Genomic DNA, 26800 nt, shown 5'->3' with positions numbered 1-26800 from the left:
ACGCGCATGAATTTCTCCCCTCGTCTTGCGGCCGCGCTGGCCGCTCTGCTGTGCGCACCCGTGGCTTCAGCGTTGTCGCTGGCGGAAGCGCAGCGCGCCATGGAGGCGTACAACCCGGACCTGCGCGCGATGGCATTGGAACTGCGCGGGGTGCAGGGCGATGCGCAGACCGCCGCGTTGCGGCCAGCGGCCGAGCTGTCGATCGGCAGCAGCAAGATCAGCCCGAAGCACGGCATCGGCCCGGGGCGCTGGCAGGACAAGCGGATGGACAGCACGCTGGGCCTGGGTTTCACCTGGGAACGCGGCGGCAAGCGTGCGCTGCGCATCCGCCAGGCTGACGCGTTGCTGCAGGTGGCCGGGCTGGAGATGCTCGACACGCGACGCCGCCAGCAGGTGGCGCTGCATGAAGCCTATTTCGGACTGAAGGGCGCACAGGAGCGGGTGCGGATCGCCGAGGCCAACCGGCAGAACTCGACCGAGCAGCTAGCCGCCGCTGACAAGCAGGTCGCCACCGGGGCGATGGCACCGGTGGATCGTGCGCGACTGGCGGTGGACGACCTCGCGGTGGCCGATGCGGCGCGCGAGGCCGCGCTGGACCTGCGCGACGCGCGGCATGCATTGGCCCTGCTGCTTGGCCGTGACGACAGCCATGACCTCAGCGCCGATGATCCATGGCCCGATCCAGGCAACATCGCCGATACACGCGCGTTCGACCCGCAGCGGCGCGCCGACCTGCGCGCGGCGCGTTCACGCCTGGTCGCCGCCGACGCCGGTGTGGCCCTGGCGCGCAGCGAGCGCCACCGCGACATCCAGCTGGGAGTGGAGGCCGAGCGCGAGCCGACCGACATCAGCGGTGTCACCTGGGGCGTATCGCTGACGATTCCGCTCGGCGGCCCGTCACGTGCACGCGGCGCGATCCAGCGCGCCGAAGCCGAGCGTGACAGTGCGGCGCTGGAACTGCAGGTACTGCAGCGCGAAGCGCGCGCTGAACTGGACCAGCTGCAGGCCAGCGCGCGGTCGGCCGCGCAGCGTCGCAGCGACTACGAAGGGCTGCAGTCCGATGCCGCACGCAAGGCGGTGCAGGGCATCGAACTGGCCTACCGCCGCGGCGCCGCCAGCCTGACCGATCTGCTTGACGCGCGCCGCAGCTGGCGCGAGTTCGAAGCCGCGTTGATCGAGGCGCGTGCCGACCATGCCATTGCCCTGGCGCGCTGGGAAGCGGCCACATCCGTTGCAGAAGGAGAGTCTCGATGAAGTTCACCGTCGCTTGCCGCCCGCAGGCGCGACATGCCGTGCTGCCCGCCTTGCTGGCGCTGGCCCTGCTGGGCGGCTGCGGCCGCGAACCGGCGTCGTACACCGAGGACGCGCCACAGGTCAGCGCCGGCCAGATCCAGTTTCCCGCCAGCAGCCGCCAGCTGGATGTACTGCGCAGCGAGGCGGTGACCGCGGTCGCCAGCGCCAACCTGCAGCTGCCGGGCCGCGTGGTCTGGGACGAGACCCGCTCCAGTGCGCTGCGCACCCCGCTGGCAGGGCAGGTCGCGCGCATCGAGGCACAACCTGGGCAGAAGGTGAAGGCAGGCCAGGTGATCGCCTGGATCACCTCGCCCGAATTCGGCCAGGCCCAGGCTGATGGTGTGCGTGGTCGCGCGCAGCTGCAGCAGGCCCGCAGGGAACTGGACCGCACCCGCGAGCTGCACGCAGCGGGTGTGGCGTCCGGCCGAGAACTGGACGAAGCCGAGGCCAACTTCGCCGCCAGCCAGGCCGATCACGCGCGCGCGACCGCCTTCGCCAAGGCGTATGGCAATGGCCAGCACGTGGACCAGCGCCTGCCGCTGCGCACGCCGATCGATGGCGTGCTGGTGGAGCGGCGGATGAGCCCGGGCATGGCGGTCAGCCCCGACAGCGAGCAGCCGCTGGCGGTGATCGGCGATCCGGACCGCCTGTGGCTGCTGCTGGATGTTCCCGAGCGCCTGGCCGGACGCCTGAAGGCGGGCATGCAGGTGAGTGTGCCCGGCGCCGATGGCCAACCGTTGCAGGCGACCCTGCAGCACGTGGATGACTTCGTCGACAGCGAGCGCCGCGTGGTGCAGGCGCGCGCCGAGCTGGACAACCGTGCACGCGGTTTCAAGGCGGGCCAGTACGTGCGTGCGCAGGTGGCAGTGCCGGCCGAGGGCGGTGTCTCGCTGCCCGATGCCGCGGTGCTGCTGATCGACGGCAAGCAGGTGGTGTTCGTGGAGGAGGCCAAGGGCCGCTTCGCGCGCCACGCCGTGCATGCCGAGGAACTGGGCGATGGCCGCCTGTGGGTGCGTGAGGGCCTGGCCCAGGGCGCCAGGGTGGTGGTTGAAGGCGGGCTGCTGCTGCAGCAGCTGGTGGACAGCGCGCCGGCCGCTGCCGGCACCGGCACGGGGCACGCTGCGCCATGATTGATCGCCTGATTGCGTACTGCCTGCGCCAGCCATTGATGGTGATGCTGGCACTGCTGCTGTTCATCGGCGCGGGTATCGCCGCGTTCCGCGTGCTGCCGGTGGAAGCCTTTCCGGATGTGTCCGACACCCAGGTGACGGTGGTATCGCTGCATCCGGGCCGCGCCGCTGAAGAGGTGGAACGCGAGGTGACGATGCCGCTGGAAGTGGCGCTGTCCGGCCTCCCGCATTCGGTGCGGGTGTTCTCGCATACGCAGTTCGGCCTGTCGATGATCATCCTGACCTTCGACGACAAGGCCGATGACTACTTCGCGCGCCAGCAGGTGCTGGAGCGCCTGCAGGGGGTGGAGCTGCCGGAAGGGGTGACGCCGGAACTGGAGGCGATGAGTTCGGCGGTGGGTGAGATCTACCGGTACGTGCTGAAGGGCCCGCACATGACGCCGACCCAGCTGCGCACCGTGCAGGAATGGACGATGGAGCGCAGCCTGCGCACCGTGCCGGGCGTGGCCGATGTGATCAGCTTCGGCGGCTTCGCGCGGACCTTCCAGGTCAAGCCGGACCTGGACAAGCTGCGTGACCGCGGCATCAGCCTGGGTGAATTCGCCGAGGCGCTGGAGAAGGGCAGCGCGAACGCCGGCGGCGGCTACGTGGAACGCGGCCAGCAGCAGTTCCTGATCCGCGGCGTGGGCCTGATGCGTTCGCCGGCCGACATCGGCAACGTGGTGGTGGCGCAGCGCGGGGGCACGCCGATCCTGGTGCGCGACCTGGCCAGCGTCGCCGACACCGGCCTGCCCCGGCAGGGCCTGGTCGGCCAGGACGACAACGACGATGCGGTGTTCGGCATGGTGCTGATGCGCAAGGGCGAGAATCCCTCCGACGTGCTCGACGCGCTGCATGCGCGCATCGCCGAGATCGAGGCGAACCAGCTGCCGGCCGGGGTCAGCATCGAGCCGTTCTATGACCGCTCGTGGCTGGTCTCGACCACGCTGAAAACCGTCTTCAGCAACCTGCTGGAAGGCGCGGTGCTGGTGTTCCTGGTGCTGTGGCTGTTCCTGTACAACGCCCGTGCCGCGCTGATCGTGGCGGCGATGATGCCGCTGGCGCTGCTGTCGACCTTCCTCGGCCTGCATCTGTGGGGCGTGCCGGCCAACCTGCTGTCGTTGGGTGCGATGGACTTCGGCATCATCATCGACGGCGCGGTGATCGTGACCGAGCACATCGTCTCGCGATTGTCGAAGCTGCCACCCACGGCCGACCGGAAGACACGGTTCTCGACCATTCTTTCGGCAGCGTCGGAAGTGGGCCGGCCGACGTTCTTCTCGATGCTGATCATCATCGCCGCGCATATCCCGATCTTCACCCTGCAGCGCCAGGAAGGCCGCATGTTCGCGCCGATGGCGTACTCGGTGACCTCGGCATTGATCGGTGCGTTGATCCTGGCGCTGACCGTGGTGCCGCTGTTCTGCTACTGGTGGCTGCGGCGCGATCGCATGCGCGACGGCAATCCGCTGATGGACCGCCTGACCGGCTGGTACCGGCCGGTCCTGGAGCGCGCACTGGCCCGCCCGCGTGCGGTGGTCCTGACCGCGGTTGCGCTGCTGGTCGGCACGCTGGCACTGGGCACGCGGCTGGGTTCGGAGTTCCTGCCCGAGCTGGACGAAGGGTCGATCTGGCTGACCGCCACGCTCGACCCGAGCACCAGCCTGGCCGAGGCGCAGCAGCAGTCGCGGCGCATCCGTGAGCTGGTCGGCACCTTTCCTCAGGTATCGACGGTGGTGGCCAAGCTGGGGCGCCCGGAAGACGGTTCCGATGCCAAGGGTGCCAACCAGATCGAGGCGCTGGTAGCGTTGAAGCCGGAGAAGGAGTGGCCGAAGGGCGTGGACAAGCGGCAGCTGGTCAGTGATCTGCAGCGTACGCTGGAGCAGCGCATTCCGGGCCCTGAGTTCTCGATCTCGCAGCCGGTGCGCGACAACATCCTGGAGAGCATCTCGCAGATCAAGGGCCAGGTGGTGATCAAGGTCAGCGGTTCCGACCTGGACGTGCTGAACCAGCAGGCGCAGGCGATCCTCGGCCAGGTGCGTAGCGTAGAGGGCGTGGAGAGCGCCTTCATTGACCGCGACGGCTCATTGCCGCAACTGCAGATCGAGATCGATCGCGACCGCGCCGCGCGCTACGGCCTGAACGTGCGCGACATCGACGAGGTGATCGAGACCGCACTGGGCGGGCGCCAGGTCGGCGAACTGTGGGAAGGTGACCGCAGGTTCCCGATCACGCTGCGCCTGGACGACGCCGACCGCGACCTGCAGCGCTTGCGCACCGTGCCGGTCGGCATCGGCGATGGCCACACGGTGACGCTGTCCGACGTGGCCGACTTCCGCATGGCCAGCGGCGCGATCAACATCTCGCGCGAGAACGCGCAGCGGGTGAAGGCGGTGAGCATCTTCATCGCCGGGCGTGACATGGGCAGCGTGGTGGCTGACATGCGCAAGCGCGTGGAGGCCAGCGTACAGTTGCCGGAGGGCTACCAGCTGGAGTGGTCCGGCGAGTTCGAGAACCAGCAGCGGGCGATGAAGCGGCTGGGCTGGGTGATTCCGCTGTCGGTGCTGATCATCTTCGTGCTGCTGTTCGATGCCTTCAAGGACATCAGTAGCGCCGCGCTGATCCTGGCCAACGTGCCACTGGCGATGATCGGCGGCATCCTGGCCCTGTGGCTGACCGGCATTCCGCTTTCAGTGTCGGCGGCGATCGGCTTCATTGCATTGTTCGGGCAAGCAGTGCTGAACGGCGTGGTGATGCTCAGTCGCTTCGCCCAGCTGCGCGAGCAGGGCATGGACCTGCTGCAGTCAGTGGTACAAGGCTCGCTGCAGCGCCTGCGCACGGTGCTGATGACCGCGCTGCTGGCGATGTTCGGCCTGCTGCCGATGGCGACCTCGCACGCGATCGGTGCCGAAACCCAGAAGCCGCTGGCGGTGGTGGTGATCGGTGGCCTGCTGTCGGCGATGCTGCTGACCCTGCTGGTGCTGCCCACGTTGTACTACTGGGTGCATCGCCGCCGCGAGGCACGTATTGCCTGACCCTGCTGTGGAGCCGAGCCCACGCTCGGCTCTACAGGGGCTTCGCGTCCTGCGTGGATTCGATCAACCGCCACGGGTTCCCAGGTAGATCCACGCCAGGCGTGGATGCCGCTCGCGCGATCTACACCATCCCGCCGTTGGCGCGCAGCACCTGGCCGTTGATCCATCCGCCATCGGCACCCGCCAGGAACCCCACCGCGCCGGCGATGTCGTCCGGCGTACCCAGCCGCTCCAGGGGGTTCATCTTCGCCAGCCGCTCGATCAGCTCCGGCGACTTGCCGTTCAGGAACAGATCGGTGGCGGTCGGGCCCGGCGCCACCGCGTTCACGGTGATGTTGCGCCCGCGCAGCTCCTTGCCCAGGATCGCGCCCATCGTCTCCACCGCCGCCTTGCTGGCCGCATACACGCTGTAGTTCTCCAGCCTGATGCCAACCACGCTGGTGGACAGGGTGATCAGCCGGCCACCGTCGCGCACCCGTCGCGCGCTTTCGCGCAGCACGTTGAAGGCGCCCTTGAGGTTGATGCCGATCACCCGATCGAACAGGGCGTCGTCGCAATCGGCCAGTGGGGCCAGCTGCAGCACCCCCGCGCTGTTGACCACCACGTCGATGCCGCCGAAGCGGGCTTCGATGGCATCGAACAGCTGCCGCACCGCCTGCGGATCGGACACATCGGCCTGCAGCGCGATGGCCTGCGCGCCGGCGGCGTTCAGTTCGGCGGCCAAGGCTTCGGCGTCGTCGCGGCGACCCGCATAGTTGATCGCGACCGCGTGGCCATCGGCGGCCAGCCGACGCGAGATGGCGGCACCGATGCCACGCGATCCGCCGGTGACCAGGGCGACAGAGCGGGCGGGGGAGAGGGTCATGGTGGCTTCCACGGGGACGCGCCGGAGCGACGCAGGACCATCTTCGCGCCATCGCACGTTCGGATAATCCTGCATAATCCGCCAACATCATCCGGATAGCCGAACAATGGACCGCTTCACGGCCATGCGCGCCTTCGTCCGTATCGTCGAGCGCCGCAGCTTCACCCGCGCCTCCGAGGACCTCGGGCTGCCGCGCGCCACGGTGACCGACGCGATCAAGGCGCTGGAACAGCGGCTGGGCGTGCGCCTGCTGCACCGGACCACGCGGCTGGTGGTGCCGACGCTGGAAGGTGAAGCCTTCTACGGGCGATGCCTGCGCCTGATCGCCGACATGGACGATGCCGAGGCCGCGTTCCGGGATGCGCCGCCACGCGGCCCGTTGCGTATCGAAGTGCATGGCACGCTGGGCCGGCACCTGCTGTTCCCGCATCTGCCGGAATTCCTGCAGCGCTACCCGGAGATCGAACTGGAGGTCAGCGAAGGCGACCGCTATGTCGACCTGCTGCGCGAAGGCGTGGATGCGGCGCTGCGGGTGGGGACGCTGGCCGACAGCGATCTGGCGGCGCGCCGGTTGACGATGCTGCGCGAGGTCACCGTGGCCGCGCCAGGTTACCTGCAGGACAAGGGTGTGCCCGGCAGCATCGCGTCCCTGCGGGAAGGGCATGAAATGGTCGGCTATCGCTCCAGCGCCACCGGCCAGCTGATTCCCCTGGAGTTCCAGCAGGCCGGGCAGGTGCACTACGTGCCGCTGCCTGCACGGGTGCGTGTCTCCGGTGCGGATGCGTTCCTCGGCGCCGCGCTGGCGGGCCTGGGCATCATCCAGGCGCCCCGCTACCGGATGGACCCGTACATCGCGCGCGGGCAGCTGGTCGAGCTGTTGCCGGAGGCGCCGCCGACGCCGAGCCCGTTGAGCCTGATCTACCCGCGCAACCGCACGCCATCGCCACGGTTGCGGGTCTTCATCGACTGGGTGGTCGGGGTGTTCGAGCAGACCGGGGTTGCCGGCCAGCGGCCGGCACTACCGAAGCAGCACGCGAAGCCGTCCGACCGCACGCGGTAGTGCCGGCCGCTGGCCGGCATCACAGCGCGTGCAGCGGCCCCTGCATGCGATGGAAACTGCCATCGGTGGCGGTGAACCAGGCCAGCGAACGACCGCCGACGAAGTCATCGACATGCACGACCGTTGCGCCATCGGCTTCCTGCCACGAAATGGCATAGACCCCTTCGCTGACCTGCTGCCACTGGCAGGCGGCTTCGCCCTGCGCACCGGCATAGGCGCCGGAGACGATGGCGTACTGCACGTGGCGGCCATCGGCGCTGTAGACGTTGTCGGCGGCCAGGCCGTCATAGCGGACGCGGAAGCGACGGCCGGCGAACAACGGCAGGGCGGAGGCGGCGCTCATCGGATCGCCACCGGGTTGATGTTGACCTGGGTCGAGCCGACATACAGCGGCTGGCCGAGCACGAACAGGAATTCCCAGGCCTTGTCGCGCACCAGCGCACGGCTGTCGATCAGCTCCAGGTTGTAGATGCCGCGCTTGGCCAGCATGTACTGGTTGATCGGGAACTCCTCGGGACCGTGCGGGTTCGGGTAGACCTCCGAGGCCCAGGTGTCGCCACCGAAGGCGACGATGCCCTGGTCGGCCAGCCACTTCGCGGCCTCCATGCCGATACCCGGTTCCACTTCCAGGAACTGTTTGTCGTCCTTTCCGATCAGTTCCAGCCAGCCGGTGTTGAACAGCACCACGTCGCCCTTGCGCAGGCTCAGTCCCTGCTTCTTCAGCACGGCCTGGATGTCGGCCACGGTGAACTCGGTGCCGCCGGGCACGATCGCCTTGCCGTAGTACGCGGTCATGTCCAGCACGACGCCGCGGGTGACCATCGGCGGCACCTTCTCGACGCCGAGTTTGCGCACCCCGTCGACGGTGACGAAGTCGGCGGCCTTGTTGCCGTTGTAGTAGACGTTGTCGATGCCGATATGGCCGATGCCGTTGAGCTGGGTGCCAACGCCGGTCCACGCGTTCACCAGTTCATCGTTGAAGGTGAACCTGTTGGGGCCCAGCGACCTGCCGGCCTGCTGGCCGACCTGCACGTTGTACAGGCGGAAGCTGCGGTGGCGGAACGCGGGCAGGTTCTTGTCCACCGGCACCGCCAGCGGATAGGTCTTGCCGGTCCTGACCAGCGAGACCGCGCGCTTGACCACGTCCGCGGTCAGCAGGTTGGCCGCGCCGATCTCATCGTTGGCGCCATAGGCAGAGGGATACCAGTCCTCGGCGGTGGCCTGGAAAGACAGCGGCAGGGTAGCCAACGCAAGCGCGGCCAGGGTCTTCATCTTCATGGCAAAGCTCCGGTAACGGTCAGGCCGCCGCGGCGGCGCCGGCATGGGCCGGGAAGTGCGGCAGCACGTACTCGGCGATTTCGTGGAAGGTCTCGGCCAACGGCCGTTCGTTGCGGCGGAACTGCAGGCCGATGTGGTCAACGCCGGCGGCCTGCAGGGCATTCAGTTCGGACAGCAGGGCGTTGCGGCCGCCGCGCAGGCCGAAGCGCCAGCGCTGCACCGGGGCATCAGCATCGGCCAGCAGATCCAGGTGGATGAAGCTGGCATAGGGCTTGTTGCCGGCCACGGCGCGCCAGGCCGCCACGCGTTGCGCATGGTCCTGCGGCGTGCCCGGGTAGGCCAGGCAACCGTCCATGTGCTGGCCGATCCACGCCGGTTGCTGCTGGGCCAGGCCGGCCACGAACAACGGCAGGGCCGGGCCATCCGTGGGCAACACATCCAGGCCCTGCGGCAGGTTCGCGGCGGCGCCTTCGCGCAGCAGTGCGATCTGCTCGCGGAAGCGGCTGCCGCGGCTGTCGAAGTCGCGGCCGAACAGCGGGTACTCCACCGGGCGGTCGCCACTGGCCACACCCAGCAGCAGGCGGTCACCACTCAGCCGCTGCACGCTGCGCGCCGACTTCAGGGTCAGCAACGGCTCACGGATCGGCAGCACCACCGCACCGGTGCCCAGCAGGATGTCATTGGTGATGCCGGCCAGGTAGCCGAGGTAACTGAATACCTCGAACACCTGCGCCGCATCGCCGAAGGCCGGGTCGTACACCGGCACGTCGCGTACCCACAGCGCACGGAAGCCGAGGCGGTCGGCCAACCGTGCCAGTTCCGCATGGCGCTGCAGGTCCGGTTCGCCGGGCCGGCGTCGCGCGGCGCGTCGTGCCTGCTCGCCCAGTGGCGTCCAGTCATTGTCCAGCGGTGCTTCGATGCCGATGCTGAAACCACCGGCCTGCAGCCGCGCCAACGCACTGCCCATGGCGAGGCTCCTCAGTCCCAGGCCGGGGCCAGGCCCGGCGGATCGACTTCGCGGCCGTTGCGGTCAAGCGCGGCGATCGCGGCCATGTCGTCGGCATCCAGGCGCAGGTCTTGTGCGAGCAGGTTGCTGGCCAGGTTCTCGCGCTTGGTCGAGGACGGGATGACCGCATAGCCCAGGTGCAGTGCCCACGCCAGCGCGACCTGGGCCACGGTGGCCTGGTGCTTGTCGGCGATGCCGGCCAGCACCGGGTCCTTCAGCACCTTGCCGTAGGCCAGGGTCATGTAGGAGGTGACGGCGATGCCCTGTTCCTGCAGGAAGGCGGTCAGTGCCGGGTTCTGCAGGTAGGGGCTCAGTTCGATCTGGTTGGTGGCGATCTCGTCGGCGCCGACCACCTCGATGGCCTGCCGGGTCAGCGCGATGTTGAAGTTGGACACACCGATCTGGCGGGTCAGGCCCAGGCGCTTGGCTTCGGCCAGCGCGGTCATGTACTCGCGCAGTTCAACGCCATTGCCCGGCGCCGGCCAGTGGATCAGCAGCAGGTCGACGTAGTCGGTGCGCAGCTTGGCCAGGCTGTCGCGCAGGCTCGGGATCAGCTTGTCGGCGGCGTAGTTGTCGACCCAGATCTTGGTGGTCAGGAACAGCGGGTCGCGCGGAACGCCGGATTCGGCGATGGCCTGGCCGACCTCGGCTTCGTTGCCGTAGATCTGCGCCGTGTCGATGGCCCGGTAGCCGACGTCGAGGGCGTTGCGCACCGAGTCGATGACGGTCTGGCCGGTCAGGCGGAAAGTGCCGACGCCAAAGGAAGGAACGCTCATGATGGACTCCAGGGACTTGGTTGAGAGCCGGCGGGCTCGTGACAGGGCGAAGTGTGGGCGCTTTACATTTGTTGATTAAGCCGTGTATACGGGAAATGCTTTTGCGGCGAGGTAAATAATGAAAACCACCCTGGATGAGCTGAAGGCCTTCGTGGCGGTGGTCGATGGCGGCTCGATCACGGCGGCGGCCGAGGCGCTGGAGCTGACCATCTCGGCCACCAGCCGCACCCTGGCGCGGCTGGAAGACAAGCTGCAGACCACCCTGCTGCGGCGGACCACGCGGCGGCTGGAACTGACCGAAGAGGGCGCGGCGTTCCTGGAGTACGCGCGCACGATCCTGGCCACGGTGGACGAGGCCGAGGAGCAGATGGCGGCGCGGCGGCTGCAGCCGGTCGGGCGCCTGCGCGTGGACGCGGCCACGCCGTTCATGCTGCACGTGATCGTGCCGCTGCTGGAGGGCTTCCGCGAGCGCTACCCGCAGGTGGAGCTGGAGCTGAACTCCAACGAGGGCATCACCGACCTGATCGAAAAGCGCACCGACGTGGCGTTCCGCATCGGCGTGCTGCGCGATTCCACCCTGCATGCGCGGCCGATCGGCCACAGCCGCATCCGCGTCGTCGCCAGTCCCGAGTACCTGCGACGGCATGGCACGCCGACACGCGTGGAGCAGCTGCGCAAGCACGATCTGCTGGGTTTTACCCAGCCCAGTTCATTGAACGAGTGGCCGCTGCACGATGCCGATGGCGGGCCTTTCGTGATCGAGCCGGCGATCGCTTCATCCAGTGGCGAGACGCTGCGGCAGATGGCGGTGGCCGGGCTCGGCATTGCGTGCCTCTCGGACTTTCTGACCCGCCAGGACCGGCGCGAGGGCCGACTGGTGCAGCTGTTCGGCAAACAGACGCAGGACGTGCGGCAGCCGATCAATGCGGTGTACTACCGCAACACCGCGCTGGCCGCGCGCATCACCTGTTTCGTGGACCACGTGACGCAGACGCTGGGGCAGCGCCCGTTCGACGAATAAGGGACGGTAGAGCCGGCCGCTGGCCGGCTGGCGGGACCTCGGGGTTGCCGGCCAGCGGCCGGCACTACCCACGCGTATCAGCTGTTGCATGGTCCATACACGGAGGGGTAGAACCGGCCGCTGCGTATCACCTGTTGGGTGGCCCATGCACGGAGGGGTAGAGCCGGCCGCTGGCCGGCTGGCGGGACCCCGAGGTTGCCGGCCAGCGGCCGGCACTACCGACTGCATATCACCTGTTGGGTGGCCCATGCACGGACAGGTAGAGCCGGCCGCTGGCCGGCTGGCGGGACCCCGGGGTTGCCGGCCAGCGGCCGGCACTGCCGCCTGCGTATCAGCTGTTGGGTGGCCCATGCACGGACAGGTAGAGCCGGCCGCTGGCCGGCTGCCGGGACCCCGGGGTTGCCGGCCAGCGGCCGGCACTACCCACGCCTATCAGCTGTTGGTTGGCCCATGCACGGAGGGCTAGAGCCGGCCGCTGGCCGGCTGAAGGGACCCCGGGGTTGCCGGCCAGCGGCCGGCACTACCGACTGCGTATCAGCTGTTGGGTGCGGCCGCTGGCCGGCGTTATCGCTTGTGCAGCGTGCGCCGGTTCGCGATGTGCGCGCATGCCAGCAGCGCACCGCCCATGGCCGTCGCTACGCCGTGCCAGAGCAGCGATTCCTTCAGCGGCAGGGACAGCGAGGCTGACAGCAGCAGGACGGCGCCGATGCACGCCCACCACAGGGGCTGCCAGCGTCCATGCCGGTGCACCCCAGCGGTCGTACTGGCCAGGGCCAGCGACGAGGCCAGCAGCGCGAACAGCCATTCCCAGCGCGACATCACCAGCAGCAACGTCATCGCCCCGTGGCCGGGGTGCTGGAACGAGCGCAGCGCCATCATTGCGGCCGGCACGAAGGCCAGCAGCAGCGGCAGGGCGATGCAGTGGGCGCCGCAGGCCAGCGACAGCCAGGCGCCGGCAAGATCGAAGCGGGGGTGCCAGCGTGCCGAAGTTGGCGACTGGGCCAAGGCCCTTGCGGGCGTCGTGGGGATGTGGTCCATAATGTTACATAGTAACAATTGGAGCCTTCCCCATGAAGCGTCTTGCTGCTCTTTCCCTGCTGCTGGCCGTCAGCGCCGCGCAGGCCCATGACGTCCGCCAGCTGGGGGCGCACGTGCACGGCCAGGCCACGGTCGATCTTGCGCTTGACCAGCAATCCCTCGACGTCAGCCTTCAGGCCCCCGGCATCGGCATCCTCGATTTCGAGCGGCCGCCGGCCAATGCAGCCGAGCAGGCTGCGCTGGCGCGTGCGACTGCGCTGCTGCAGGGCGGTAGCTGGGTCACCTTGCCCACCGCCGCGGGCTGCCGCCTTTCAGGCAACGATGCCAGGGCCGAGGGCTTCGACGCGACCGCCGTCGCGCCGCCGCCAGGTCAGCACCGGCACGCGGGGTTCAACGCAACGCTGCAGTACCACTGTGCAAAGCCCGCCGAGTTGCGCGCCATCGTGGTGCGCCTGCCCGTGCTGTTCCCGGGCCTGCATGAAGTGATCGTCAACAGCGCCACTGCCCACGGCCAGAGCCGCAGCGTGCTGACCCCGGACAACCTGCGCGTGGTGCTGGCGCCGTGAGCCTGCGGACGATGATCGCGCTGGAGGGCGTGCAGTTCGGCTACGGCGCGCGGCGGGTGCTGGATGTGCCGCGGCTGTGGATCGAGCAGGGCAGCAGCGTGTTGCTGCGGGGAATCAGCGGTGGCGGCAAAAGCACCCTGCTGGGCCTGCTGGCCGGTGTGCTGCTGCCTGGAGAAGGCCGTGTCGAGGTGGCAGGCCACGCACTGCAGGACATGCGCGGCGCGGCGCGGGATCGATTCCGCGCTGACCACCTGGGCGTGATCTTCCAGCAGTTCAACCTGCTGCCGTTCCTCAGCGTGCGCGACAACATCGCGCTGGGCCTGCGTTTCTCCCGCCTGCGCAGCGCGCGCATCAGCGGGCCGTTGAATGCCGAGATCGCGCGACTGCTGCAGGCCCTGCAGCTGGACCCGGCGCTGATGCAGCGGCGCGCGGGTACGCTGAGTGTCGGCCAGCAGCAACGCGTGGCAGCGGCACGCGCGCTGATCGGTCGCCCGGCATTGCTGCTGGCCGATGAGCCGACCTCGGCGCTCGACCGGGAGGCGGCGACCGCCTTCCTGCAGCTGATGTCTGCGCAGTGCCAGGCGGCCGGCACCACGGTGCTGGTGGTCAGCCATGACGACAGCCTGCAGCCGTTGTTCGACCGCACGATTGCCTTGTCGGAGATCAACCAGGCAGGTGCCGGCCATGCTTGAGCTTGCCTGGGCCAGCCTGCGCAGCCGCGCGTTGAGCGTGGGCCTGACCATGCTGGTCATCACCCTCAGCATGGTCCTGTTGCTGGGTGTCGAACGCGTACGCACGCAGGCGCACGAAGGTTTCGCCAGCACGGTGTCGGGCACCGACCTGATTGTCGGTGCGCGTTCGGGGCCGGTGAACCTGCTGCTGTACTCGGTGTTCCATATCGGCGACCCGACCAACAACGTGTCCTGGCAGTCCTACCAGGAGCTGTCGGCGCTGCCGCAGGTGAAGTGGTCAGTGCCGTTGTCGCTGGGCGATTCGTGGCGCGGTTACCGCGTGGTCGGTACCAGCGGTGGCTACTTCGAGCACTATCGCTACGGCGCAGGGCATGCGCTGGCGTTCGCGAACGGAAGGCGGTTCGATGATCTGTATGACGTGGTGATCGGTGCCGAGGTGGCGCAGGCACAGAAGGTCGGCCTGGGCGATGCGATCGTGCTGGCGCACGGCACCGGTGCGGTCACCCTGGCCACGCATGCCGACAAGCCGTTCCGTGTTGCCGGCATCCTGCAGCGCACCGGCACGCCGGTCGATTCGTCGCTGCTGGTCTCGCTGGCGGCCATCGAGGCGATCCATGTCGACTGGCGATCGGGCGTGCAGCTGCGCAGCCAGCGCGTCAGCGCCGAGCAGGCGCGTCATCTGGATCTGACCCCGACCAGCATCACCGCCTTCATGCTCGGCCTGAACTCGCGCATCGCCACGTTCTCGGTGCAGCGCAGGATCAACGAGTATCCGGACGAGGCGATGCTGGCGATCCTGCCCGGCGTGACGCTGCAGCAGCTGTGGCAGTCGCTGGGCACCGCCGAGCGTGCGCTGCAGCTGATCAGCGCGATGGTGGTGCTGCTGGGCATGGTCTCGCTGGTGGCGCTGCTGGTCTCGACCCTGCAGGAGCGGCGGCGCGAGATGGCGATCCTGCGTGCCACCGGGGCGCGGCCGGGCTACATCGCCGGCCTGCTGGTGGTGGAAGCGGTGGCGACCAGTGCGCTGGCCTGTGTGCTGGCCCTGTCACTGCTGGTGGTCGCCAGCCTTGCAGGGCGCGGCTGGGTATTGGCCAACTTTGGCCTGTCGATCACCCATGTCTGGCCGGACGGTCGCGAGCTGGCCTGGGTGGCAGGCGTGCTGGCGATCAGTGCGGTCGCCGGGCTGGTGCCGGCATTGCTGGCCTACCGGCGCACGCTGGCCGATGGCCTGTCACCGGGAGGCTGAGCATGCGCTGGATGCGGCCATTGCCGATGGTGCTGGCGCTGGCCGCCTGCGAGCGGCCGGTGGATTCCGGTGTGCAGGCCTTGCCACCTTCGCCGGTTGTCGACCGCGCTGACGCTGCGGACGCGGCAGAGCAGGAGCTGGACTGGTTGCAGATGATGCCCAAGGACGAACTGGCCGCGCTGGAGCGGGGCGAGGGCCCGGAGGTCGAGCACAGCGGCAACCGGCGCATGCCGCAGTTCGGGACGTTCCGTACCGTGGCTGCTGTGCTGCAGCGACCGGTACGCCTGCCGGGCTACGTGGTACCGCTGGCCAACGCGCAGGACGGGCGGCTGACCGAATTCCTGTTCGTGCCGTATTACGGCGCTTGCATCCACGTGCCACCGCCGCCGCCGAACCAGATCGTGCACGTGGTGCTGCCGCAGTCGATCGAGATGCCGGACATGTACTCGCCATTCTTCCTGGCCGGCACCCTGCGTGCCGAACGGCTGGATGATGATCTGGCCGGTTCTGCTTACACCATGCGCGATGCCCAGCTGAGGCCCTATGAACCGTAGCGCTGTGTTGCTGCTTGGATGCGTCTGGTTGGCAGGCTGCACGTCACCGGGCGCCGATGCCGTGGCGGTCACGCCGCAGGACAAACCCGCGCCCTCCGCCACGGCCGAAAGCCCCATCGACCGTTGGGATGCGTTGCGGCCCGACGAGGTCACCTATCAGCGCCCGCCGCCGCAGATCGGCCTGTCGCGCGGTGGCATGGACGGCGTGGGGGGGCTGATCGACGACACCGGCTCCGGCACGCCGCCGGGGCAGCAGATCGACCATTCCAGCCCGGATCGCGCCAGGCAGTTCGGCTCTTCGCGCGTGGTCGATGCTGTCGACGGTCGCGCGGTGGATCTGGATGGCTACGTGGTACCGCTCGGCACCGACGATGCCGGCCTGGTCGATGAACTGCTGTTCGTGCCGTTCTATGGGGCCTGCATCCACGTGCCGCCACCGCCGCCGAACCAGATCATCCACGTGACCCTGGCCACGCCGATCGCGCTGGGTGATCTGTGGGATCCGTACCGGCTCGTCGGCCGCCTGCAGGTGAAGCGTTTCGACGCGGACATCGCCAGCGCGTCCTACGATGCTGCGGCGGCCACGCTGACGGCGATCCGCAACTGATGCGCCGGTGCTGGATCCTGGTTGCCGCGGCGCTGCTGGGCGCAATCGTGCTCCTGGCGTTGTGGCAGCGGCAGCGCGCACCCACCGCGCCGCCGGCGGTCGCGTTTCCGGCAACGGCCACCGACGCCAGCCAGCGCATCGAACAGCGCCTGCGCGACGATCACGCGTTCCGCAACGACGTGCTGTTCCTGCTCGCTGCAACCGTGCGCGACCGCTGCCAGCCTGCGCAGGCGGGGCTGCTGGCGCGCATGGCCAATCGTGCATCGCTACCGGTGCTGGCGTCGGTGAGTGCGGTGACCCAGCAGGAGCCATCGCTGGACCGGCCGATCTACCAGTACATCCAGCACCGCGCCGACGCGACCCAGTGCGGCCAGCCGCTGCAGATGCCGCTGGCCGGTGGGCGCAGCATGGCGGTGGACATCGAACAGTACGCGCGCACGTTCCCGGACAGCTACTTCGACCCGCAGCGCAGCAGCGAGCCGCGGGATTTCGGTGGACTGCCGTTGCAGCAGCGCGCCGGCAACGCCTGCAACAGCGTGGTGTATTCGGTGCTGCCGCTGGGGGGCACCGACTGGCGGTGCAGCAGCCTGCGCGCGAATGCCCGTGCGCGGGTGCGCGGCCTGTGCGAGGACGAGCTGCGGCGCCAGCATGGGGGCATCGGCGGCGAACTGGACGCCGCCGTGGGGCAGGGCATGCAGAACGCGGTGGTGTCGGCGATTGCCGCGCTGCCGGAGGACTGCCGGTAAACGTTCATCAGTAGAGCCCGTTTCAGTAGAGCCAGGCCATGCCTGGCTGGCGGCGCAGTCGAGCAAGCCCGCCTCTACAAAAGCTGAATCGGTGGGCTTTGATGACCATAACTGTACAGGATATCCGGTATAGTTATGGCCGTACTCCACCCCCACCAGGTTCTCCCATGGCTTTGTCCCAGCCCTTGGCCGGCGCTCCGGCCCTGTCGCGTGCCCGCCACTGGGCACTGCTGTTCACCGTCGCCGCCGGCCTGCTGCTGGTCACGCTCGACAACTCCGTGCTCTACACCGCACTGCCCACCCTGACCGAGGAACTCTCGGCCAGTGCCGGCCAGGCGCTGTGGATCATCAACGCCTATCCGCTGGTGATGGCCGGCCTGCTGCTGGGCGCGGGCACGCTGGGCGACCGCATCGGTCACCGCCGCATGTTCCTGATCGGCCTGGTGGTGTTCGGCGTCGCCTCGCTGGCAGCAGCGTTCGCCGACACCGCAGCGCAGCTGATTGCCGCACGCGCGTTGCTGGCGGTCGGCGCGGCCGCGATGATGCCGGCCACGTTGGCGCTGATCGGCCTGAGCTTCCACGAAGCGCGCGAACGCAACATCGCCATCGCCATCTGGGGTTCGGTGGCCATCGTCGGTGCGGCGCTCGGCCCGATCATTGGCGGCTGGCTGCTGCAGCACTTCTGGTGGGGCTCGGTGTTCCTGGTCAACGTGCCGGTGGTGGTGATGGCGTTGGTGGCCACGCTGCTGCTGGCGCCGGAAGGACAGCGCGACCGCTCGCGGCCATGGGACCTGGTGTCCTCAGTTCTGGCATTGGCTGCGCTGTCCGGCCTGGTGCTGGCAATCAAGTCGCTGATTGCTACGCCGCCGTCGTATGCGCTGGGTGCAGGCGCGCTGCTGCTGGCCGTCATCACTGGTGCGGCGTTCGCGCGCCGCCAGCAGCTGCTGCGGTACCCGCTGCTGGACGTCGCGATCTTCCGCAATCCGGCGTTCCTGGCCGGCACGCTGTCGGCAGTGTTCACCCTGTTTGCGATGGCCGGCCTGCAGCTGGTCACCACCCAGCGCTTCCAACTGGTGGCGGGCTTCACGCCGCTGCAGGCGGGCCTGCTGGTGTCGGTGGCAGCGCTGGGCAGCCTGCCCAGTGCGCTGCTGGGCGGCAGCATCCTGCATCGGGTCGGCCTGCGCCCATTGATCTGCGGCGGACTGGCTGCGGGCGCGCTCGGCGTCGGTGTGGTGGCGTTCGGCTTCCCGCACGGCCTCGGTTGGGTGATCGCCGGCATGGCGATCACCGGCTTCGGCATGGGCGCGGCCATCTCCGTGGCGTCCACGGCCATCCTCAACAATGTGCCGGCGCACCGGGCGGGCATGGCCTCGTCGGTGGAAGAGGTGTCCTACGAGTTCGGTGGCCTGCTGGCGGTGGCGATGCTGGGCAGCCTGAGCGCGGCGATGTACGGCGTGTTCCTGCCGGTTTCGGCTGACATGCCGGCGCTGGCGCGTGAAGGCTTCACCCAGGCGTTGCACGCGGCGCGCGAAGGCGGGCAGGGCGAGTGGTTCGCGCTGGCCACAGCCGCGTATGACCGTGGCTACCAGATCGTGCTGCTGGTGATCACCGCGGCGCTGGCGCTGGGTGCGACGATCATCGCGGGCCTGCTGCGTGGCCGGGCCGGCAGCCGCGAGGGCGCCGCCGATCGCGTAAAATGACGCCATGAGAACCAGCAAGCGGGAGCGCATCCTCGACGCCGCCGTCAACGTGATCAATCGTGACGGCGTGCGAGCGGTGACCTTCGAGTCGGTGGCGACCGAGGCCAAATTGACCCGCGGCGGCCTGCTGTACCACTTTCCGTCGCGCGAGGCGCTGCTCCGCGGCATCGACGAACACCTGGTGCAGGCCTGGGAAGCATCGATGGAAGCGTTGCTGGGCAAGCGTGCAGATGAGGCATCGGCGCTGGAGCGCTACCAGACCTTCGTGCGCGTGTCGGCGCAGAGCGCCACCCGTGCCGAACTGATGTTCATGCTGGAATCGGGCGACCCCGATGCCGAGGAGCGCCCGTGGGGGCCGGTAGTGCGACGCTGGGCGCCGTCCGCACCCGAAGCCGGCAGCGACGACGCGACAGCGCTCGACAATTTCGTGGCGCGGCTGGCTGCCGATGGCCTGTGGATCTACGAGGCGATGTACGAAGGCCAGCTGGATGAAGGCGTACGCGCGCGAGTCGCCGAGCGCATCGCCGGGCTGCTGGCGAAGCCTGACGGAACACCCAGTTGAGCGGCCCGCCGGCGCGCAGACATCGCCCGTGGTAGAGCCGACCGCGGGTCGGCTGCCCTCCGGCCAGGCCACGGAAATGCCGCTTCGATCGCCCGTGGTAGAGCCGACCGCTGGTCGGCTGCCCTTCGGTCAGGCCAGGAAAATTCCGCGCGTCGCGCGATAGTCGACCAGCGGTAGATTCTACCCCTCATCCCTTTACCCGGCCTGCGAGGCGCTCGCGGCCAACCACGCCCGCGGCGATGCCCCCAGCCGCTTGCGGAACGCCTTCGACAGCGACGCGGTATCGGCAAACCCCACGTCGATCGCCACCTGCTTGACCGCCACACCTGCGCGCAGCTGCGTACAGGCCAGGCTGAGCCGCCAGTCCAGCAGGTAGCTGGCCGGCGTCGCCTGCATCACCTCCTTGAATACTGCCGCGAACGCGCTGCGCGACAGGCCGGCGGTCGACGCCATGCGCGGTAGCGTCCACTCCTCCTGCGGCGCCTGGTGCATCGCCACCAGCGTGCGTGCCAGTCGTGCATCGGACAGCCCGCGCATCAGTCCGTGGCTGACGCCTGCCGCCTCCGGATGATCGACCACCCAGCGCAGGACCTGGATCAGCGCCACCTCGAACAGGCGGTTGGTCAGCAGCCGGGAGCCGCAGCGCCGGCGATCGGCCTCGGCGAACAGCAGGCGCAGGGTGTCGTCCAGTTCGCCGATCGCCGCCAGTGGCACCACCATCACCGCTGGCAGCGACTGCACGATCGGATTGCGCGCGCCGCCGTCGAAGTCCAGCGTGGCGCAGGTGAAATCCGGGCCATCCAGCGGTGCATTGAAGAACACATGATGCAGCGGCTGCGGATACAGCAGCAGGCTGGGCGCGTCGATCTTCAGCCGAGGCAGCGTCGTATCGCCCTCGCGATGGCGAACCTCCATTTCGCCCTGGCGCAGGATGTGCAGGAACGCACGACCGGGCTGCGGCTCGAACACATGGCGCCCGCACAGTGGGCCGCTGTGGAACAGCGCGGCCTGCACGCGGAAGCGTTCCAGCAGGGTGGAGAGGCGATCGGGCGTGGCGACGTCAGTGGGCGCAGTCATGGACGATAGGGCAACAGGTGTGGCGAATAGCGCAGGATGCGTCCAGCGAGTCTACCTAGGATGAGCGGGTCGTCCAATTCCGGGCGCGTTTCCAAGGAGATCCACCATGTCCCGTGTCCCCCTGATCGATGCCGCCAACACCACCGCCGACCGCCAGGCCCTGCTGGGCCAGGTCCACGCCGCCTTCGGCGCCACCCCGGCCATGTTCCGCGCCGTGGCCAACTCGCCGGCCGCCCTGCACAGCATGTGGGGTTCGTTCGGCGCGCTGGGCGGTGGTCGCCTGTCGCCCCTGCTGGGCGAGCAGATCGCCGTGGCCATCGCCAACCGCAATGCCTGCGCGTACTGCCTGGCCGCGCACACCGCACTGGGCCGCAAGGCCGGCGCCAGCAGTGAGCAGATGGCCGCCGCGCAGACCGGACAGTCCAGTGACCCGGCGACCGCCGCTGCACTGGGATTCGCGCTGAAGGTGGTCGAGCAGCGTGCGCAGATTGCCGACGGCGATGTTCAGGCGCTGCGGGTGGCCGGCTTCGACGATGAGCAGATCGTCGAGATCCTCGCGCATGTGGCGCTCAACCTGTTCACCAATTACGTCAATGTGGCGTTCGACGTGCCGGTGGACTTCCCGAAGGTGGCGCTGCGCTGAGCGGTGAGCGGCCGGGCGGCATGCGCCCGGTCGCACTCAGGTGTCCCGGAGCCCGTCCGCCCGCAGCCGATCGGGATGGGTGTACACATTGAATCCGCTCTCCCGCGCGAACCCGATCAGGCACAGCCCGGCGCTGCGGGCCAGGTCGATCGCCAGCGCGGTGGGTGCCGATACCGCAGCCAGCACGCTGGCGCCGGCGCGCACCGCCTTGCTGACCATTTCGTAGCTGGCCCGGCTGGAGATCACCAGCAGGCCGCCGTCGATGGCGTGTTCGTTGTGGTGCAGGGCGCCGATCAGCTTGTCCAGTGCATTGTGGCGGCCGACGTCCTCGCGTACCCAGCCGATCCGCCCGCTGGCATCGGCCCAGGCCGCGGCGTGGATCGAGCCGCTTGCCGCATTCATCGGCTGGTGCTGCGCCAGGGTGGCCAACGCCCGCTGCAGGGCGGCGGCGGCATAGCTGCGGCGCTCGCGGATCTGCGGCAGGGGGCGCAGCACCTCCTCCAGCTGGCGCGTGCCACACATGCCACAGCCGCCTCGGCCGGGCAGCAGGCGCCCCTTGTCCGAGTCGAGGCTTGCGCCGGGTGCATCCTCGGCCACGGTCATCTGCAGCTCGATGCCTTCCAGCTGGGGACGGATATCGATCGACAGCAGCTGCGAGGGCGTATGGATCAGGCCTTCACTGAGCGAAAAACCGAGCGCGAAGTCCTCCAGGTCGCACGGTGTGGCCATCATCACGGCAAAGGCGGCATCGTTGTAGCGCAGCGCCACCGGCACTTCCTCGGCCACGACGTCGACCTGCTGCTGTTGCGTGCCGCCGCGCCAGCGCTGCAAGGGGCGTTGGGCAGTGCCGGCCGGTGGGATGTGGGGTGGGATCGAATCAGGCATGCAGCGCGTCCGGACGAGGGAGAACCGCGAGGCGGGCCACCGCCTGCGGTTCCGAGGATAGCGCAGTGGCTGCGCGCAGACGCGGCTGTAACTGTTGCCATGCCAGGGTGTGCCGAATCCGCCGGCACCCTCTGGCGAAGCGTGACCGGGCGTGCTTGACTGTGCAGCTGGTCGTGCCACTGGATGCACCGCCGGACCGCGTTGTGCCGTTCGTTGCTGCGTTCCTCCCGTCAGGTCCCCGATCATGTCCGAGCAGAAGCCGCCGCGTTACAAGCCCTACGACCAGCCGGCCGGAGGCTGGGGTGCCGCCGGTGCCACGGCCAAGGTGCTGCTGCAGCAGAGCGTGATCGGCAAGGGCTCGAAGGCGCTGCTGGCGATGAACCAGCCCGGCGGCTTCAAGTGCCCGAGCTGCGCGTTCCCCGATGCCGACGAGCGCAAGAAGCTGGAGTTCTGCGAGAACGGCGCCAAGGCGCTGGCCTGGGAAGCCACCCAGTTCCGCGCCGGCCGCGAACTGTTCGCCCGGTACACCGTCACCGAGCTGATGGCACAGACCGACTACTGGCTGGAGATGCAGGGCCGGCTGACCGAGCCGATGCGCTACGACGCAGCCACCGATCACTACGTGCCGTGCAGCTGGGACGATGCGTTCGCACTGATCGGCCGCCACCTGCAGGCGCTGGACAGCCCGCACCAGGCCGAGTTCTACACCTCCGGGCGCACGCCCAACGAAGCGGCGTTCCTGTATTCGATCTTCGTGCGCGAGTTCGGCACCAATAATTTCCCGGACTGCTCGAACATGTGCCACGAGCCGACCAGCCGTGGCCTGCCGCCGGCCATCGGGGTGGGCAAGGGCACCATCGTGCTGCAGGACTTCGAACACGCCGAGGCGATCTTCGTGATCGGCCAGAATACCGGCACCAATTCACCGCGGATGATGAGCAACCTGGTCGAAGCGCGCAAACGCGGCATCCCGATCGTAGCGGTCAACCCGATGCCCGAGCGTGCGCTGATCCGCTTCGCCGAACCGCAGGACGTGGTGCAGATGGCCACGTTCGGTTCGACCGCGATCACCAGCGAGTTCGTGCACATCCGCATCGGCGGCGACCTGGCCCTGATCAAGGGCATGATGAAGGTGATGTTCGAGCGCGAGGCGCAGGGCGAGCGCGTGCTCGACCACGCGTTCCTGGCCGAACACACGGTGGGCCTGGAGGCGCTGCGCGAAGACGTGCTGGCGCAGGACTGGGACGAGATCGTGCAGGTGTCCGGTATATCGCAGGCGCAGATCCGCCGTTGCGCGGAAATCTACATCCGCTCCAACGCCACCGTGATCTGCTACGGCATGGGCCTGACCCAGCACCAGTACGGCTCGCGCCTGCTGCAGCAGGTGGCCAACCTGCTGATGCTGCGCGGCAACTTCGGCAAGCCCGGCGCCGGCATCGGGCCGATCCGTGGCCATTCCAATGTGCAGGGCGACCGCACCGTCGGCATCGACGAGAAGCCGAAGCCGGCCTATCTGGACCGCGTGCAGCAGGTGTTCGGCTTCGACCCGCCGCGCGAGCATGGCCACCATGTGGTCGAATCCATCGAGGCGATGCTGGACGGCAGCGCCAAAGTGTTCATCGGCCTGGGAGGCAACTTCATTCATGCCGTGCCCGATACGCCGCGTGCGTATGAGGCGATGCGCGGCCTGGAGCTCACCGTGGGCATTGCCACCAAGCTCAACCGCGGGCACCTGGTCCATGGCCGCGACGCGCTGATCCTGCCGGTGGTGGCGCGTTCGGAGCGCATCGTTACGCCGGCCGGCGAGCAGTTCGTCACCATCGAAGACGCGATGTCGAATGTCACCGCGTCGCGCGGGGTACTGGAGCCGGTCAGTGCCGATGTCTTGCCCGAGGTCGAGATCGTCTGCCGCATGGCACTGGCCACGCTGCCCGGCAGCAGGGTTGACTGGGCCGGCTGCATGCACGACTACGCGCCCATCCGCGAGCTGATTGCCGCGGTGTATCCGGAGATCTACACCGGCTTCAACGAGCGCATCCAGCAGCCGCAGGGCTTCCATCTGGACATCCCGCCGCGCCGCCGGGTGTGGCCCACGCCCAATGGCAAGGCCAACATCCTGGTGATGCCCGGGCTGGACGTGGACGATCCGGTGCACGACCCGGAGATGCTGCGGTTGGCCACGGTGCGCTCGCACGACCAGTACAACACCACCATCTACAGCTACAACGATCGCTATCGCGGTGTGTACAACGATCGCATGGTGTTGTTCATGAACATCGAGGACCGGCTGGCGCGCGGGCTGGAGAAGGAAGCGCGGGTCAGCCTGGAGACGATCAGCAGCGATGGCGTGCAGCGGCGCATCGAGGGCCTGACCGTGCTGGACTATCCGATGCCGCGCGGCGCGCTGGCCGGCTACTACCCCGAACTGAATCCATTGCTGCCGCTGGACTACTACGACCGGATCAGCGGCACGCCAGCGGCCAAGTCGATCCCGGTGCGGATGCGGCCGATGGCGGCGGCGATCGGTTGATGCGCGCATCGGCTATCATCGGCGGGTGAACCTGCCTGGCCTGCTGCTGCGATGGATGCTGCTTGTGGCCCTGGCGCTGAATGCGCCGGGGCTGGCCCTCGCTGCATCTTCGTACAACGGTCCCGCCAACCAGGATCACTGCGCCGCACCGCACTCGGCCGCGATGGCAGCCGTCGGCTGCTGCGATGATGCGGCCCCGCTGGCCTGCCAGAGCAGCGAGTGCGAATGCCCAGCGGCGTGTTTAGGCATGCTGGCAGCGTTGAACGGAACGCCCGCCTCGCCCTGGCGCGAGGCGCCTGTTCCGGCCAGTAGCCCGCAACGCGCGTCGCCATTGATGCCGGATCCGTTGCGTCCCCCCATCGCGTGAATTCCTGCAGGCCTCACGCGCCTGCCATGACTGTTCGACTTTTTCTCGACTCTGCCTGCGCCTTCGATGCGTGGGCGGCGGGCCGCGTTGCCCGCCTCTGCAAAGGAATCACTCAATGAACCGTACGCTCTCCCTCGGCCTGCTGCTGGGCACTGTGTTGGCCACGACCGCCTGCGCGCGTGCCGCCGAAGAATCCTCCGCGGCAGCGGTCGCCAGCGAGGCACCGACTCCGAGTCCGGCCAGCCTGGCCAAGGTCGATCCGGCCTTGCCGCTGGCCATCGTGCACAAGACCGCCAGCTGCGGTTGCTGCGGCATCTGGGTCGACCACCTGAAGTCGGCCGGCTTCCAGGTGGATGTCCGAGACACCGACGACATGAACCCGGTCAAGGTCCGCCTGGGCGTGCCGGTGGGCAAGGCCTCCTGTCATACCGCCGAGATCGGCGGCTACGTGGTGGAGGGCCACATCCCGGCCGAGGACATCAAGCGCCTGCTGGCCGAACGACCGGCGGCGCGCGGGCTGGTGCTGCCCGGCATGCCGGCCGGCTCGCCGGGTATGGAAATGCCCGATGGCTACGTCCAGCCGTACACGGTCGAACTGGTGCGCACCGATGGCACAACCGAGCCGTTTGCCCAGCACGGGCAGGGCGGCTGATGGACGGCGGGTGCCGGTCGTCCTGACCGGCACCTTTCGACGCGTCTGGTGTGGAGCCGTGCGTAGGCTCGGCTCTACGGGATCTACAGCATCAGCGGGCCCCGGTCGTTTCCTTGGCCAACTGCGCGTCGAACGCCTTCTCGGCCGCATCCGCGTAGGCCTTGCAGGTCAGGACGTTGGCCCCGGCCTCGGCACCGGCGGCATAGTTCCAGCGGCTGGCGCCCGGATGCGGGGTCAGCAGCAGGTCGCAGGGCAGGCCGCGCACCGTCGTGAAGCTGCGCCGGTAGTCCTCGACCAGGCGGGGATAGCGTGCGTTGTACTGCAGCTGGTAGCCCGGCGCACTCAGGCTGTCGGCGTAGGCGATGCGCACGGGCTTGCCATCGCGGGTATCGGTCCAGGTCCAGGCGGTGCTGCCGGGGGTGTGCCCTGGCATGAAGTGCGCGGTGAATGCCATGCCGCCTACCGTCACCCTCTCACCATCCATGATGATGCGGTCGGCACTGGCCGGCGGGTAGGTGATGTCATCACCGAAGTGCAGGTCGTTGCTGCCGCCGCGCGCCAGCAGCACGGCCGTTTCGGCGTTCGCGACCACCTGGGCACCGGTGCGGCGCTTGAGTTCCGCCACCGGCCCGGCGTGGTCGGCATGCGCATGGCTGAGCAGGATCAGCCGTAGATCCTGTGGTGCCACCCCGCGTGCCTTCATGTTGTCCAGCAGGTGACCGGCCATCTGCGGCATGCCGCCATCCAATAGCACTGCGCCCTCGGTGGTCTGCACCAGCAGTGCCGTCAGGTCCTCGGTGCCGATCTGCCAGGTGTGGTCGGCAATCTGCAGCGGTGCCATCGGCTGCAGCCACGAAGCGTCGACGGTGTAGGCCCGGAGCTGCGGCAGCGGTGCGTCGGCGGCAGCGACATCAAAGACGAGCGTGGCAGCCAGGGCGAGGGGAGTCAGGCAGAGGCGCATGGCGGAAAGTGTCTGGGGAGAGGCCGTTGAAGCTAGCATGCGCGTCGCGCCGGCCGTTTCGCGAATAATTCATGGCTGCAATAAGGTCCGCCGCGGCCTGCGCAGCATTGTTCGCCCGCCCTGGATTGTGAATCCATCTCCACGGGCTGGAGCGCAGAATCGGCCGCAGCTAGCCTGCCCACAGGCTCAAGGAGATGGACCATGCATGTGCTTATGGTGATGCTGGGCGGCGTACTGTTGTTGGGCGTATTCGCGCTGTTTGGCCGGCTTTGGAGCGTCGGCACATCGCAGCTGCCGACCGCGCTGCTGGCGTTCGTCGCCACGTGGCTGCTGGTCACGGTGGCCAACCTGTGGGTGGGCGTCAGCAAGGCAGGCTATGCCCTGCGAGAAGAGCTGCCGATCCTGTTGCTGGTCTTCACCGTGCCGGCGTTGCTGGCCGCCCTCCTGTACTGGCGCCTGGCGCGCTGAAGG

26 protein-coding genes are annotated in these 26800 nt (G+C 68.6%); 17 read left to right on the top strand and 9 right to left on the bottom strand.

From position 1 onward, the window contains the following. Positions 1 to 6: 6 nt before the first annotated feature. The 3 genes from AC5P9I_RS05825 to AC5P9I_RS05815 are packed head-to-tail and all read left to right on the top strand — an operon-like array spanning position 7 to position 5497. Positions 7 to 1254, top strand: coding sequence for a TolC family protein (locus AC5P9I_RS05825; protein WP_049467067.1), 1248 nt, complete (start codon positions 7 to 9; stop codon positions 1252 to 1254). After that, positions 1251 to 2423, top strand: coding sequence for an efflux RND transporter periplasmic adaptor subunit (locus tag AC5P9I_RS05820; RefSeq protein WP_049467069.1), 1173 nt, complete (start codon positions 1251 to 1253; stop codon positions 2421 to 2423). Before AC5P9I_RS05825 ends, AC5P9I_RS05820 begins: the two co-directional genes overlap by 4 nt. Beyond that, complete coding sequence (locus AC5P9I_RS05815; RefSeq protein ID WP_049467072.1) at positions 2420 to 5497, top strand: efflux RND transporter permease subunit; 3078 nt, start codon at positions 2420 to 2422, stop codon at positions 5495 to 5497. The genes AC5P9I_RS05820 and AC5P9I_RS05815 overlap by 4 nt, the downstream gene beginning before the upstream one ends. Positions 5498 to 5618: 121 nt before the next feature. Here AC5P9I_RS05815 and AC5P9I_RS05810 read toward each other — a convergent pair whose 3' ends face one another. After that, positions 5619 to 6362, bottom strand: a complete 744-nt coding sequence (locus AC5P9I_RS05810) for an SDR family oxidoreductase (RefSeq protein WP_049467311.1) — start codon at positions 6360 to 6362, stop codon at positions 5619 to 5621. Between the two features lie 106 nt (positions 6363 to 6468). On the opposite strand from AC5P9I_RS05810, the gene AC5P9I_RS05805 reads away from it, so the two are divergent. Further along, on the top strand, positions 6469 to 7422 hold the full coding sequence (locus AC5P9I_RS05805; protein WP_049467074.1) for a LysR family transcriptional regulator: 954 nt from the start codon (positions 6469 to 6471) through the stop codon (positions 7420 to 7422). A 19-nt stretch (positions 7423 to 7441) separates the two neighbouring features. On the opposite strand, the gene AC5P9I_RS05800 is transcribed toward AC5P9I_RS05805, so the two are convergent. Genes AC5P9I_RS05800 through dkgB form a run of 4 tightly spaced genes read right to left on the bottom strand, consistent with a single transcriptional unit; the run spans position 7442 to position 10482 of the window. Beyond that, entirely contained in the window at positions 7442 to 7765 is a 324-nt protein-coding gene (locus tag AC5P9I_RS05800; protein WP_049467076.1) for a MoaF-related domain-containing protein, read from the bottom strand. Next, a complete protein-coding gene (locus AC5P9I_RS05795; RefSeq protein ID WP_088476347.1) occupies positions 7762 to 8700 on the bottom strand; it encodes a cyclase family protein in 939 nt (312 codons plus the stop codon). Before AC5P9I_RS05795 ends, AC5P9I_RS05800 begins: the two co-directional genes overlap by 4 nt. Positions 8701 to 8719: 19 nt before the next feature. Continuing rightward, the gene (locus AC5P9I_RS05790) at positions 8720 to 9667 is read right to left on the bottom strand and encodes a TIGR03571 family LLM class oxidoreductase (protein WP_049467078.1); all 948 of its coding nucleotides are present in this window, start codon (positions 9665 to 9667) and stop codon (positions 8720 to 8722) included. 11 nt (positions 9668 to 9678) lie between these two features. After that, positions 9679 to 10482, bottom strand: coding sequence for a 2,5-didehydrogluconate reductase DkgB (gene dkgB, locus AC5P9I_RS05785; RefSeq protein ID WP_049467080.1), 804 nt, complete (start codon positions 10480 to 10482; stop codon positions 9679 to 9681). A gap of 118 nt (positions 10483 to 10600) precedes the next feature. Between dkgB and AC5P9I_RS05780 the strand changes: the two genes are divergently transcribed. Further along, the gene (locus AC5P9I_RS05780; protein ID WP_049467081.1) at positions 10601 to 11503 is read left to right on the top strand and encodes a LysR family transcriptional regulator; all 903 of its coding nucleotides are present in this window, start codon (positions 10601 to 10603) and stop codon (positions 11501 to 11503) included. Between the two features lie 564 nt (positions 11504 to 12067). On the opposite strand, the gene AC5P9I_RS05775 is transcribed toward AC5P9I_RS05780, so the two are convergent. Then, positions 12068 to 12541: a MerC domain-containing protein gene (locus tag AC5P9I_RS05775; protein ID WP_495223792.1), complete on the bottom strand. Its 474-nt coding sequence runs from the start codon at positions 12539 to 12541 to the stop codon at positions 12068 to 12070. Between the two features lie 32 nt (positions 12542 to 12573). Between AC5P9I_RS05775 and AC5P9I_RS05770 the strand changes: the two genes are divergently transcribed. The 8 genes from AC5P9I_RS05770 (at position 12574) to AC5P9I_RS05735 (ending at position 19214) form a co-directional block, all read left to right on the top strand. Further along, entirely contained in the window at positions 12574 to 13107 is a 534-nt protein-coding gene (locus tag AC5P9I_RS05770; RefSeq protein ID WP_049467086.1) for a ZrgA family zinc uptake protein, read from the top strand. A gap of 11 nt (positions 13108 to 13118) precedes the next feature. Beyond that, positions 13119 to 13799, top strand: a complete 681-nt coding sequence (locus tag AC5P9I_RS05765) for an ATP-binding cassette domain-containing protein (protein ID WP_223017323.1) — start codon at positions 13119 to 13121, stop codon at positions 13797 to 13799. Next, the gene (locus tag AC5P9I_RS05760; RefSeq protein ID WP_049467090.1) at positions 13792 to 15045 is read left to right on the top strand and encodes an ABC transporter permease; all 1254 of its coding nucleotides are present in this window, start codon (positions 13792 to 13794) and stop codon (positions 15043 to 15045) included. The genes AC5P9I_RS05765 and AC5P9I_RS05760 overlap by 8 nt, the downstream gene beginning before the upstream one ends. 2 nt (positions 15046 to 15047) lie before the next feature. After that, on the top strand, positions 15048 to 15599 hold the full coding sequence (locus tag AC5P9I_RS05755; RefSeq protein ID WP_049467091.1) for a DUF3299 domain-containing protein: 552 nt from the start codon (positions 15048 to 15050) through the stop codon (positions 15597 to 15599). Continuing rightward, positions 15589 to 16206 carry a DUF3299 domain-containing protein gene (locus AC5P9I_RS05750; protein ID WP_049467093.1) on the top strand — a complete coding sequence of 206 codons (618 nt, stop codon included), beginning with the start codon at positions 15589 to 15591 and terminating at the stop codon, positions 16204 to 16206. The genes AC5P9I_RS05755 and AC5P9I_RS05750 overlap by 11 nt, the downstream gene beginning before the upstream one ends. Then, positions 16206 to 16952 carry a hypothetical protein gene (locus AC5P9I_RS05745; RefSeq protein WP_049467095.1) on the top strand — a complete coding sequence of 249 codons (747 nt, stop codon included), beginning with the start codon at positions 16206 to 16208 and terminating at the stop codon, positions 16950 to 16952. Before AC5P9I_RS05750 ends, AC5P9I_RS05745 begins: the two co-directional genes overlap by 1 nt. 167 nt (positions 16953 to 17119) lie before the next feature. Continuing rightward, entirely contained in the window at positions 17120 to 18652 is a 1533-nt protein-coding gene (locus tag AC5P9I_RS05740; protein WP_130767988.1) for an MFS transporter, read from the top strand. A gap of 4 nt (positions 18653 to 18656) precedes the next feature. Next, positions 18657 to 19214 (top strand): TetR/AcrR family transcriptional regulator, encoded by a 558-nt coding sequence (locus AC5P9I_RS05735; protein WP_049467099.1) that lies wholly within the window; start codon positions 18657 to 18659, stop codon positions 19212 to 19214. A gap of 195 nt (positions 19215 to 19409) precedes the next feature. Here the strand turns inward: AC5P9I_RS05735 and AC5P9I_RS05730 are convergent, their stop codons facing one another. Then, complete coding sequence (locus AC5P9I_RS05730; protein ID WP_049467101.1) at positions 19410 to 20291, bottom strand: AraC family transcriptional regulator; 882 nt, start codon at positions 20289 to 20291, stop codon at positions 19410 to 19412. Between the two features lie 106 nt (positions 20292 to 20397). On the opposite strand from AC5P9I_RS05730, the gene AC5P9I_RS05725 reads away from it, so the two are divergent. Beyond that, complete coding sequence (locus tag AC5P9I_RS05725) at positions 20398 to 20934, top strand: carboxymuconolactone decarboxylase family protein (RefSeq protein WP_049467103.1); 537 nt, start codon at positions 20398 to 20400, stop codon at positions 20932 to 20934. Positions 20935 to 20970: 36 nt separating this feature from the next. Here the strand turns inward: AC5P9I_RS05725 and fdhD are convergent, their stop codons facing one another. Next, entirely contained in the window at positions 20971 to 21819 is an 849-nt protein-coding gene (fdhD, locus tag AC5P9I_RS05720) for a formate dehydrogenase accessory sulfurtransferase FdhD (RefSeq protein ID WP_049467105.1), read from the bottom strand. A gap of 244 nt (positions 21820 to 22063) precedes the next feature. Between fdhD and AC5P9I_RS05715 the strand changes: the two genes are divergently transcribed. Both AC5P9I_RS05715 and AC5P9I_RS05710 read left to right on the top strand, forming a co-directional pair. After that, complete coding sequence (locus AC5P9I_RS05715; RefSeq protein ID WP_130767989.1) at positions 22064 to 24349, top strand: FdhF/YdeP family oxidoreductase; 2286 nt, start codon at positions 22064 to 22066, stop codon at positions 24347 to 24349. 482 nt (positions 24350 to 24831) lie between these two features. Next, positions 24832 to 25368: a DUF411 domain-containing protein gene (locus AC5P9I_RS05710; RefSeq protein ID WP_080355545.1), complete on the top strand. Its 537-nt coding sequence runs from the start codon at positions 24832 to 24834 to the stop codon at positions 25366 to 25368. A gap of 91 nt (positions 25369 to 25459) precedes the next feature. Here the strand turns inward: AC5P9I_RS05710 and blaL1 are convergent, their stop codons facing one another. Next, positions 25460 to 26329: a L1 family subclass B3 metallo-beta-lactamase gene (gene blaL1, locus AC5P9I_RS05705; RefSeq protein ID WP_049467111.1), complete on the bottom strand. Its 870-nt coding sequence runs from the start codon at positions 26327 to 26329 to the stop codon at positions 25460 to 25462. Between the two features lie 201 nt (positions 26330 to 26530). Here blaL1 and AC5P9I_RS05700 point away from each other — a divergent pair, with 201 nt between their 5' ends. Further along, positions 26531 to 26797, top strand: a complete 267-nt coding sequence (locus AC5P9I_RS05700) for a hypothetical protein (RefSeq protein WP_049467113.1) — start codon at positions 26531 to 26533, stop codon at positions 26795 to 26797. Positions 26798 to 26800: the final 3 nt, after the last annotated feature.

The organism is Stenotrophomonas sp. YJH_SMC_29 (genome assembly GCF_059371235.1).
Note: the sequence above shows the minus strand (reverse complement) of the source record. Positions and strands in the feature narration are given on the sequence as shown.

Coding starts and splice junctions, on each gene's coding strand:
- AC5P9I_RS05755 (WP_049467091.1), top strand. CDS start 15,048: ATGCGCTGGATGCGGCCATTGCCGATGGTGCTGGCGCTGGCCGCCTGC.
- AC5P9I_RS05700 (WP_049467113.1), top strand. CDS start 26,531: ATGCATGTGCTTATGGTGATGCTGGGCGGCGTACTGTTGTTGGGCGTA.
- AC5P9I_RS05815 (WP_049467072.1), top strand. CDS start 2,420: ATGATTGATCGCCTGATTGCGTACTGCCTGCGCCAGCCATTGATGGTG.
- AC5P9I_RS05805 (WP_049467074.1), top strand. CDS start 6,469: ATGGACCGCTTCACGGCCATGCGCGCCTTCGTCCGTATCGTCGAGCGC.
- AC5P9I_RS05775 (WP_495223792.1), bottom strand. CDS start 12,541: ATGGACCACATCCCCACGACGCCCGCAAGGGCCTTGGCCCAGTCGCCA.
- AC5P9I_RS05760 (WP_049467090.1), top strand. CDS start 13,792: ATGCTTGAGCTTGCCTGGGCCAGCCTGCGCAGCCGCGCGTTGAGCGTG.
- AC5P9I_RS05745 (WP_049467095.1), top strand. CDS start 16,206: ATGCGCCGGTGCTGGATCCTGGTTGCCGCGGCGCTGCTGGGCGCAATC.
- AC5P9I_RS05750 (WP_049467093.1), top strand. CDS start 15,589: ATGAACCGTAGCGCTGTGTTGCTGCTTGGATGCGTCTGGTTGGCAGGC.
- AC5P9I_RS05810 (WP_049467311.1), bottom strand. CDS start 6,362: ATGACCCTCTCCCCCGCCCGCTCTGTCGCCCTGGTCACCGGCGGATCG.
- AC5P9I_RS05820 (WP_049467069.1), top strand. CDS start 1,251: ATGAAGTTCACCGTCGCTTGCCGCCCGCAGGCGCGACATGCCGTGCTG.
- AC5P9I_RS05765 (WP_223017323.1), top strand. CDS start 13,119: ATGATCGCGCTGGAGGGCGTGCAGTTCGGCTACGGCGCGCGGCGGGTG.
- AC5P9I_RS05715 (WP_130767989.1), top strand. CDS start 22,064: ATGTCCGAGCAGAAGCCGCCGCGTTACAAGCCCTACGACCAGCCGGCC.
- AC5P9I_RS05825 (WP_049467067.1), top strand. CDS start 7: ATGAATTTCTCCCCTCGTCTTGCGGCCGCGCTGGCCGCTCTGCTGTGC.
- AC5P9I_RS05730 (WP_049467101.1), bottom strand. CDS start 20,291: ATGACTGCGCCCACTGACGTCGCCACGCCCGATCGCCTCTCCACCCTG.
- AC5P9I_RS05725 (WP_049467103.1), top strand. CDS start 20,398: ATGTCCCGTGTCCCCCTGATCGATGCCGCCAACACCACCGCCGACCGC.
- AC5P9I_RS05735 (WP_049467099.1), top strand. CDS start 18,657: ATGAGAACCAGCAAGCGGGAGCGCATCCTCGACGCCGCCGTCAACGTG.
- AC5P9I_RS05770 (WP_049467086.1), top strand. CDS start 12,574: ATGAAGCGTCTTGCTGCTCTTTCCCTGCTGCTGGCCGTCAGCGCCGCG.
- AC5P9I_RS05790 (WP_049467078.1), bottom strand. CDS start 9,667: ATGGGCAGTGCGTTGGCGCGGCTGCAGGCCGGTGGTTTCAGCATCGGC.
- AC5P9I_RS05740 (WP_130767988.1), top strand. CDS start 17,120: ATGGCTTTGTCCCAGCCCTTGGCCGGCGCTCCGGCCCTGTCGCGTGCC.
- AC5P9I_RS05710 (WP_080355545.1), top strand. CDS start 24,832: ATGAACCGTACGCTCTCCCTCGGCCTGCTGCTGGGCACTGTGTTGGCC.
- dkgB (WP_049467080.1), bottom strand. CDS start 10,482: ATGAGCGTTCCTTCCTTTGGCGTCGGCACTTTCCGCCTGACCGGCCAG.
- AC5P9I_RS05795 (WP_088476347.1), bottom strand. CDS start 8,700: ATGAAGATGAAGACCCTGGCCGCGCTTGCGTTGGCTACCCTGCCGCTG.
- AC5P9I_RS05800 (WP_049467076.1), bottom strand. CDS start 7,765: ATGAGCGCCGCCTCCGCCCTGCCGTTGTTCGCCGGCCGTCGCTTCCGC.
- AC5P9I_RS05780 (WP_049467081.1), top strand. CDS start 10,601: ATGAAAACCACCCTGGATGAGCTGAAGGCCTTCGTGGCGGTGGTCGAT.
- fdhD (WP_049467105.1), bottom strand. CDS start 21,819: ATGCCTGATTCGATCCCACCCCACATCCCACCGGCCGGCACTGCCCAA.
- blaL1 (WP_049467111.1), bottom strand. CDS start 26,329: ATGCGCCTCTGCCTGACTCCCCTCGCCCTGGCTGCCACGCTCGTCTTT.